Annotated in this window: 2 protein-coding genes and 1 pseudogene; 1 reads left to right on the forward strand and 2 read right to left on the reverse strand. The window is 70.3% G+C overall.

All coding sequences use genetic code 11. The features are described from left to right. Position 1: 1 nt before the first annotated feature. Positions 2-6,421 carry a type I polyketide synthase gene (locus tag HOV91_RS22175; RefSeq protein ID WP_174187333.1) on the reverse strand — a complete coding sequence of 2,140 codons (6,420 nt, stop codon included), beginning with the start codon at positions 6,419-6,421 and terminating at the stop codon, positions 2-4. Positions 6,422-6,686: 265 nt separating this feature from the next. Here HOV91_RS22175 and HOV91_RS22180 point away from each other — a divergent pair, with 265 nt between their 5' ends. Beyond that, the gene (locus tag HOV91_RS22180; protein ID WP_174187334.1) at positions 6,687-8,879 is read left to right on the forward strand and encodes an MMPL family transporter; all 2,193 of its coding nucleotides are present in this window, start codon (positions 6,687-6,689) and stop codon (positions 8,877-8,879) included. A 205-nt stretch (positions 8,880-9,084) separates the two neighbouring features. On the opposite strand, the pseudogene HOV91_RS22185 reads toward HOV91_RS22180, so the two are convergent. Continuing rightward, positions 9,085-9,391 (reverse strand): annotated as a pseudogene (locus HOV91_RS22185) (MFS transporter); the annotation flags it as partial.

Here is a 9,391-nt window from a genome sequence, read left to right on the forward strand (position 1 = left end):
GTCACGGCCTGGCCTCGGCCGCCACCAGCACCCGAACGGGCTCGGCCGCGGCGCCGTTCGAGGCCACCGGCTCGGCCTGCGGCGTGGCCGGTTCCGGAACCGGCTGCGTCTTACCGGAATCCGCGGCCAGGATCAGCTCCGCCACCTTCGGGCCCGCCTGCTCCAGGCTGAACGACCGGCCCATCTGCAACGACATCAGATCGATACCGAGAGTCTTGGTGACCCGCGCACCGAGTTCCACCGCCATCAGCGAATCCAGCCCGAGTTCGGGCACCGGAACGGTCATGTCGATGGACTCGACGGGCACGCCCATGACCACGGCGAGTTCCTCGGCCATCTTGCGGGCGACGAAGGCACCGCGCTTGCTCTCCTCGATCGCGGCCACCTCGGCCCGCAGCCGGGCCAGTTCGGAGGTGTCCTTGGCGGAGGCCTGCGCGAGCTCGATCGTGCGGCCCGTGCGGGTCAGCTGCGGGAAGGTACCGGTCAGCTTGGCCCAGTCGGTCGGGATGATCGCGGCGCGAGCGACGCCGAGGCGCAGCGTCTGCTCCAGATACGCGGTGGCGTCGGCCATGTCGATCGGGTCGAAGCCCACCAGATCGAGGTACTTGCGGGCCGTCTCGTCGGCGGCCATACCGCCCGTCGCACCCGACAGGTGTCCCCAGCCGACGCACAGCGCCCGCTCGCCCGCCCGGGACCATTCCTCGGCCAGCGACTCCACCGCCACGTTGGCCGCGCAGTAGTTGTACTGACCGTAGATGCCGTACATCGAACCGCCCGAGGAGCACAGCACGAACATGTCCAGCCGGATTCCGGCGGCGGCCACGGCTCGATGCAGCACCCGGGCGCCGTGCACCTTCGGGCGGTACACCTTGTCCAGTTCCTCGTACCGCATCGCCGCCAAGGTGTTGTCGGCCACCGTGCCCGCCGCGTGGAACACCCCGCGCAGCGGGTGCTCGCCGCCGTGGCACCGCGCGACGATCGCGGCGACGGCCTCCGGGTCGGTCACGTCGGCACGCTCCTCGACCACCTCGACACCGACCGTGCGCCACGCCTCGAGCTGCCTGCACGCCTCCTCCGTGCCCGCACCGCCGCGGCTGAGCAGCACCAGCCGCCGCGCACCCCGCAACACCAGCCAGCGCCCGATGGCCATTCCGAGACCACCGAACCCGCCGGTGACGAGATAGGTCGCGCGGCTGTCGATCTCGACCTCGGGCAGGTACGGCCGCACCGCGGGCGTGGGCGAATCCATGCGCAGCGCGATCCGGGCGAGCCCGGTCGAGCGGATGGTCTCCTCGAAAGCCTTGCCCACCTCGCCGGTCTCGAACAGCTTGTAGGGCAGCGGCTGGTAGGTGCCCGCGAGCACCTTCTCGTAGACCCGCTGCAGCAGCTTGGCCAGCCGTTGCGCGTCGACGGCGACCAGGCGGTCCAGATCCATCGAGAAGTACGCCAGGTTCTTGTCGAAGTTGGCCAGCTCGAGCAGTCCGCCGGTGTAGATGTCGGCCTTGCCGACCTCGACTATGCGCCCGAATTCGGCGACGGCGTTGAAGTTCTGGCGCAGGATCTCCCCGGGCGCGCTGCTGAGCACGACCTCGACGCCCTTGCCGCCGGTCAGCTCCAGTACGTCGTCGACGAAGTTGAGCGAGCGCGAGTCGATCGCGTGATCGGCGCCGAGGGCGAGCACGTGGGCGCGGCGCTCGTCGGTGCTCGCCGTGCCGATGATGCGGGCCCCGCGGTCCTTGGCCACCTGGATCGCGGCCGTGCCGACGCCGCCCGCGGCGCCGTGGATCAGCACCGTCTCGCCCGGTTCCAGGCGGGCCAGATCCAGCAAGGCGTATTCGGCCGTGCCGAAGGCGATGGTGCTGGTGCAGTAGCCGGGATCGGCGTCGGCCGGCAGCGGGATCGTCAGCTGCCGGTCGACCACGACGTAGCGCTGCATCATGCCCTTGGCGGCGACCGCGACCAGCTCGCCCACCGTGAGGTCGGTGATCCCCTCGCCGACGCGCACCACCTCGCCGACGCCCTCCATTCCGGGCACGGTGCCGAAATAGGTGGGCGCGAGTTCGCGCTCACCGAGCAGGCCGATGACCTTGAGCGGATCCTTGTAGTTGAGGCCGATGATCTTCATCCGCACCTCCACCTGGCCCGGTCCCGGCTCGGGCCGCGGGCACTGCCGCCATGCCAGCGCCGACAGCATGCGTGTCCTGGGCAGCTCCAGTGTGAAGTTGGCCTCCGGGTCGGTCAGCGGTTCGGCGGTGTCGAGGACGTCCAGGCGCTCCTGCAGCGGCTTGGTCACCAGCGGGACCCAGCGCTTGCCCGCGCGCAGCACCACCTCGTCGAGGTTGTCGTTCCAGAAAGCGCCCGGCACGGCCAGTTCCGCGAGCAGACCGGCGATCTCGGTGTCCGGTTCCACATCGATCAGCCGCCAGCGCAGCGCCGACTGCTCGTTGAGCAGTACCCGGCGCGCGCCGGCCAGGGCGGCATGATTCGAGTCCGGTGGAATCGGGCTGTCCGGGAGGGCGAACGCCCGCTCGGTCACCAGGGTGGCATGACACCATCCGTCACCGAAGACGCTCTTGGGCCCCTCGTCGGTGGTCCCCGGGTGGACGAACTCGTCGAGCGCGACCGCGATCCGTTCCAGGGTCCACAGATCGGCGACGTCGTCCTCGACGGCCCCCGCGACCACGCAGACGTGCAGCCGGTCGGCGCCCTCGGCCTTGGCGGCCGCCAGTGTCGCGGCCAGGTCGGCGGCGAGTTCGCGGCCGGCCACTCCCGCCACGTAGAGCCGGGAGCCCGGGATGGCGGCGGCCAGTTGCCCCGCGCGGCGGCAGTCGCCGCCCAGCGCGACGATCACGGTGCTCACCGAATCCTGCGGCAGCGCATCGGGATCGACGGGATCGCGCGGTTCCAGCGTCTCGGCGTAGTAGAAGTCGACCATCCGGTGCAGCGGATCCTGGCCCGGCGCGAGCGCACCGATCTGCAGGCCGCTCAACCGCATCACGAGGTTGTGGTCGTCGTCGAGCAGATCCACGTCGGCGCGCAGCCGGGCACGGGGATCGCGACGCGCGACCACGGTGATCCGCTCGGGCAACGGCGCGACCAGCCGCACCGCCGCGACGCCGACCGGCACCAGCGTGCCCTCATCGATCCGGGCGTCGGCGAACAGCAGGGCCGCGGACTGCATCGCGGCGTCGACCACCGCGGGGTGGGCGAGGTGTCCGGAGCCCGCGGCGATGGAGCCGTCGACCGTGGCGACGACCGCCTCCGCGCCGACACGCACGGAGGTGACGCGGCGGAAGGCCGGACCGTATTGCAGCCCCGCCGCGGCCAGGCCGGTGTAGAACATCCGCGGGTCGACGTCGAGCCCGACGTCCAGGGTGGGAACCGTGACCTTCGTAGGCTTGTGGCTGCCGGTCAGCGTGCGGCCGAAGGCGTGCACCGTCCAGGCCGTCCCGGTCGCCGAGCGCGATCGCAGCAGGAAGCGGCCGCTGGCCTCCTCGATGGTCAGCGCGACCAGCGGCACGTCCGGCGCGCCCATGATCAGCGGCGCCACGAACCGGACCTGCTCGAGCGCCACGCGTTCGACACCCAGACGCGAAGCCGTCGCGCTCAGCGCGGCGTCCAGGTACGCCGCGCCCGGCATGATCTTGACGCCGTTGACGACATGGTCGGCCAGCCACGGCAGCAGTTCGGTGCCGACCTGCAGCAGCCAGTCCGGCCTGCCCTCGACGTCGGGGTCGCCGAGCATGGCGTAGGTGCCGGGGGAACCCAGCCGCGCCTGCTCGAACAGCGGCAACGCCGAATGCAGCCGGGTGCGCTGCCACGGATAACGCGGCAGCGGCACGTGCGGGGTGGCGGACTGCCGCGCCGGGAACAGTTCGTCGAGGTCGAGCACGCCCGCGGCGTAGAGGCCGATGAGGGTGCGGCGGAGGCTCTCCGAGTCCGGCTGCTTGCGATCCAGCGTCGGCACCGTCGTGCCGTTGACGTCCGCGCTCAGCAGAGCTTCGCGGATGTTGCCCGACAGCACCGGGTGCGGGCCGACCTCCAGGAAGACCCGGCTGTCCGCGCCGATCAGTTTCGTGACCGCGTCGGCGAACCGGACGGGTTCGCGCACGTTCGCGCACCAGTACTCGGCGTCCCAGTCGGGGCCGTGCACCGGCTCGCCGGTGACCGAGGAGTACAGCGGCACGGTCGGCGCCATCGGCTCCAGCCCGGCCAGCGCCGCGCGCAGCTCGTCCAGGATCGGGTCCATCAACCGGCTGTGGTACGGCACCTCGACGCGCAGACGGCGCGCGAAAATGCCGTCCTCGGTGAGCTTTTCGGCGATCTCGTCCAGGCGGTCGACAGCGCCGGACAGGGTCAGCGAGCTCGCGCTGTTGATCGCGGCGACATCCACCTCGGGGTCGTCGCCGACGAGCTCGCGGGCCTGCTCGGGCGACATCCCGACCGCGAGCATGCCACCCGAACCGGCGGTCGTCGCCTGAAGCCGGGCCCGGTGATAGGCCACGAGCACCGCGTCGCGCAGCGACAACATGCCGCTCACGTAGGCCGCCGACACCTCACCGACACTGTGCCCCAGCACGGCAGCGGGCCGGATGCCGTACTCGGCCAGTTCCCGCGCCAGCGCCACCTGCACGAGGAAGTTGGCCGGTTGCGCCACCTCGGTGCTGGTGACCCGGGACTCTTCCTCGGGCCGCAGCAGTTCCTCGATGATCGACCATCCCGCGATCGCGCGGAACTCCGCGTCGACCGCCGCGGCCGTGTCGGCGAAAACGCTTTCCCCCTGGAGCAGTTCGCGGGCCATGCCCCACCACTGCGGACCCATGCCCGAGAACACGAACACCGGCTCCGCCGTGCGCGCCACGATCGTCCGCGCGGCGTCGCGGCCCTCTCCCGCTGCGAACCGGCGCAGATCCCGGACCAGGTCGGCGGTGTCGCCGAGGAGCATGCCGGTGCGGTATGGGTGGTGCGCCATGCGGGTCCAGGCGGCCTCGGCCAGCCGGTCCGGGTCGGCGCCCGCGGAGATCAGGTCACCGAACCGGGCGGCCATCGCACGCGCAGCGCCGGCGCTGCGCGCCGAGATCGGCAGGACGCCGAAATGCCTGGCCGGGGAGTCCGGCCGGGTGGGGGCCGGCCGGAACTCTTGCAAGATGGTGTGGGCGTTGGTACCGCCGTAGCCGAAGCCGTTGACCGCGATCGTCATCGGGTCGGCGTCCTCGGGCAGCGCCTCCGCCTCGAGCTGGACGTGCAGTCCCAGCTCGTCGAACGGGATGTCGGGATTGGGTTTGTCGAGCCAGCCCTGCGGCGGGATGGTGCGATGGTGGATCGCCAGCGCCGACTTGATCACGCTCGCGATCCCGGCCGCGGCTTCGGTGTGACCGAGCGTCGATTTCACCGAACCGACACCCAGCGAGCGCGTGCGCCCCGCAGGCGCGCCGAACACCCGGCCCAGCGCGCGCAGCTCGACGGGATCGCCGACCAGCGTGCCCGTGCCGTGCGCCTCGACGTAGGTGATCGCGTCCGGCGCGAGCCCCGCGCGCTCGCATACCGCGCGGGCCAGAGCTTCTTGCGACTCGGCGCTGGGTACGGTGATCGCCGTGGTGCGGCCGTCCTGATTGGAGCCGGTCGCCTTGACCACCGCGTAGATCCGGTCGCCGTCGCGGACCGCGTCGTCGAGTTTCTTCAGCGCGACCATGCCCGCGCCCTCACCGCGCCCGTAGCCGTCGGCCGAGGCGTCGAAGGACTTGCAGCGGCCGTCGGCGGCCAGGAAGCCGCCCTTGCACATCAGGACGAAGGTCTCCGGCTGCAGCATCACGTTCACGCCGCCCGCGAGCGCCACCTCGCAGTCGCCGTTCGCCAGGGCCTGACAGGCGAGATGGAAGGCGACCAGCGACGACGAGCACGCGGTGTCGACCGTGAGCGCGGGGCCGACCAGGTTGAGCGCGTAGGCGATCCGATTGGACAGCATGGTGTAGGAGGCGCTGGCCGGCGTGTGCATGTCGGTGTGGAACAGGGCCGGGCCGACCACGCCGATCACCGACTGGTCCACCACGAACCCGCCGACGTAGACGCCGATCGACGCGCCCGACGCGTGCCGCGCGATCCCGGCGTCGTCGAGCGCCTCCCAGGTCACCTCGAGCATCAGGCGCTGCTGCGGATCCAGCACGGTCGCCTCGCGGGCGGAGATGCCGAAGAAGTCCGGGTCGAACTCCCACGGGTCGATCGTCATGAAGGCCGCGCGCTTGGTGTAGCTGCGTCCCGGCGTGCGCGGTTCGGGATCGTAGTAGCGGCGGTAATCCCAGCGATCGGCCGGCATCTCGACAACGCCGTCGCGTTTGTCCAGGACGAATTCCCAAAAGGTGTCGGGCGAGTCGATTCCGCCTGCGAACCTGCAGCCGATGCCGACAATTGCGATATCCGACATGCACATCCTCCGGGGTCGGATCCAGGTGATCGCCATTCTTTCCGGGCGATTCACGAATTAGCGAGTGCGCAGCTGGCAACGGCCCCAGCGTAACGGCCACCACATCGGCCGTCGCAGGCTCAGGGAGAGTTCACAATCCACCCACCCGCGCACTTGTGGCATTTCGAGATTCTGGCTTCTGCGCTGGTGAAACCCATTGCAGTTGCTAGGTTTTCACCTGTTCGGGCGCGCGCCGAAATACGATGTCATCGATTAGGAGGCGGCATTGTTCGCCGAGTTCACGCGCTGGATCGATACGCTTGTCCGGCGGCGGTTCACCGTCATCGGGGTCACCGTCGCCGGGTTGCTCGCGCTCGGCGTGTACGGCCTCGGGCTGGGCGATCACCTCAGCGTCAGCGGGTGGGACGATCCGACCTCGGAATCGGCGCGCGCGGCTCGGCTCAAAGACGAGACTTTCGGCCACGACCACATCGCCGACGTGATCTTGTTGTTTCGGGCTCCGGCAGGCAAGACGATCGATGACCCCGCCTTCGCCGCCGCGATCGTCGGCCACTTGAACAGCCTGCCGCAACGCTTTCCGGACCGGATCGCCAAGATCAACGCCACCTACTGGCCCACCGAGACCGGCCTCGCCCTGCCGGATGTCTTCGGCTCCGCGGACGGTGCCTACGCCTTCGCCTCCGTGGCCATCCGCGGCAACGACGACACGGAGGTGATGCGCAACTACCGGGCCGTCGCCGACCAGTTCCGGATACCGGGCATCGGGATGGAGGTCGCCGGCGGTCAGCCGGTCGCGGCCGCCCTCAACGACACCATGGCCCACGATCAGCGACGCATGGAGCTGTTCGCCGTTCCCGCGGTGGCGGTGCTGTTGTTCTTCCTGTTCGGCGGCGTGGTGGCCGCCGCGCTCCCGCTCATCGTCGGCGGGCTCACCGTGCTGGGAGCATGGGGGACGATCCGTGTCCTGACCACCGTCACCGAGGTGAATTCCTTCGTCTCCCCGGTGGTCTCGATGATCGGTCTCGGCCTGGCCATCGACTACGGTCTGTTCATCGTGAGCCGGTTCCGCGAGGAGCTGGCCGACGGCCACGAGGTGCCCGATGCGGTCCGGCGCGCGGTCGCGACCGCCGGACGGACCGTCGTGTTCTCCGCAACGATCGTCGTCGTCGCCGCGGGCGCCATTCTGCTGTTCCCGCAGGGCTTCTTGCGCTCGTTCGCCTTCGGCGCGATGGTGACGGTGACGCTGGCGGCGCTGATCTCGATCACGTTGCTACCCGCCATGCTGGCCGTGCTCGGCCGGCGCGTTGACTGGCTGGGGTTCAACCGGTTCCACGCGCGCCGGGCCCGGGACCGGGATCGGGACAATGCGTGGGGCCGCGTCGCCGGGTGGGTCATGCGGAGGCCGCTGGCCGTGGCAATTCCGCTGGTGGCCGTCCTGGTGGTGCTCATCGCCCCGGTGCGCGACGTGGCCTTCGGCGGCATCACCGAGCGCTTCCTGCCGCCGCAGCATCCGGCCCGCACGGCGCAGCAGCACTTCGATCAGGTCTTCCCACTGCGCCAGATGAATCCGGTCGACCTGGTGCTGATCACCCTCGACACCCGCGATGTCGACGGGGTGGTGGCGCAGGCGGGCCGGGCTCCCGGACTCATCGCGCCGTTCCCGCCCGCGGTGCAGGGACCTGCGAACCCGAACGTCTTCACCACCTCGACCGTGCTGCGCGATGCGCACGACGCGGACGCGACCATCGACTATCTGCGCTCCATGCCGGTGCCGAAGGGCACGACCGTGCTGGTCGGCGGGCAGCCCGCGATTCAGCGCGACAGCGTCGACGCGCTGCTGGAGCGGATGCCGCTGATGATCGCGCTCGTCTTCCTCGTCACCACCGTGCTGATGGTGCTGGCCTTCGGCTCGTTGGTGCTGCCGCTCAAAGCCGCGGTGCTGAACCTGCTCGGGCTCGGCTCCACGCTCGGCATTCTCACGTGGATCTTCGTCGAGGGCCACGGCGCGGGTCTGCTGGAATTCACCCCGCAGCCGATCATGGCGCTGGTGCTGGTGCTGATCGTCGCCGTGATCTACGGCCTGTCCACCGACTACGAGATATTCCTGCTCGCCCGGATCGTGGAGGCGCGCGCGGCGGGTGCGCCGACCACCGAGGCGGTGCGCGTCGGTATCGCCCGCACCGGCTGGATCATCACCGCCGCCGCTGTGATCCTGTTGGTGGTCACCGGGGCTTTCGCCCTGTCGGACCTGGTCATGATGCAGTACATCGCCTTCGGCATGGTGGCGGCGCTGTTCATCGACGCGACGATTCTGCGTCTGCTGCTGGTGCCCGCGACCATGCGCCTGCTCGGCGACGCCTGCTGGTGGGCCCCGTCCTGGCTGCGGCGCGGTGGGCGGGACCGCAGCGAATCCGAGAGGCCGCGAGCGGAAGCCGTCCACGGACCCGAACACTTGTAGATCCGGCCGCTGGGGCGTCCCAGAGCCGGAACCGCTGACCCGTGGTCGGAGACCGCTGTGGCCCTCTTCGAGCGGTTCCGACCGCCGCCTAACCCACGCCGGGCGACGGTGCTGATGGGAACAGCCGGGTCGGCAGGCGCGCCGTTGCCGCGCATTCCCCGCGATCGACCGGCGCGAGAGGCGTTGGCAGATAACGGAAGCGCGGTCATTTCACGGCCGACCAGCTCCACGGGCTCGTGGCAGTCCGCACGCGGTCCGGCAGCGCCAGCGTGAGCGCGGCGAGGCCGAAGGCCGCCGCGGCGACGGCCGAGAGCATGATCATGCTGCCCGACAGCGTGTGCGCGCGGAAGAACAGCGCGCTCAGCACCGCCAATCCGACCGAATTACCGATCTGCTCGATGGTGGGGAGCAAGCCCGACGCCTCGCCCATGGCTTGATCGTCCAGTTCCGCCAGCATCAGCGGTTGCAGCGGCACCCCGAACACCCCGACCCCGAAGCCCGCGAGGAACACC

It is taken from the genome of Nocardia barduliensis (assembly GCF_013315795.1).
GTDB classification, from domain to species: Bacteria; Actinomycetota; Actinomycetes; order Mycobacteriales; family Mycobacteriaceae; genus Nocardia; species Nocardia barduliensis.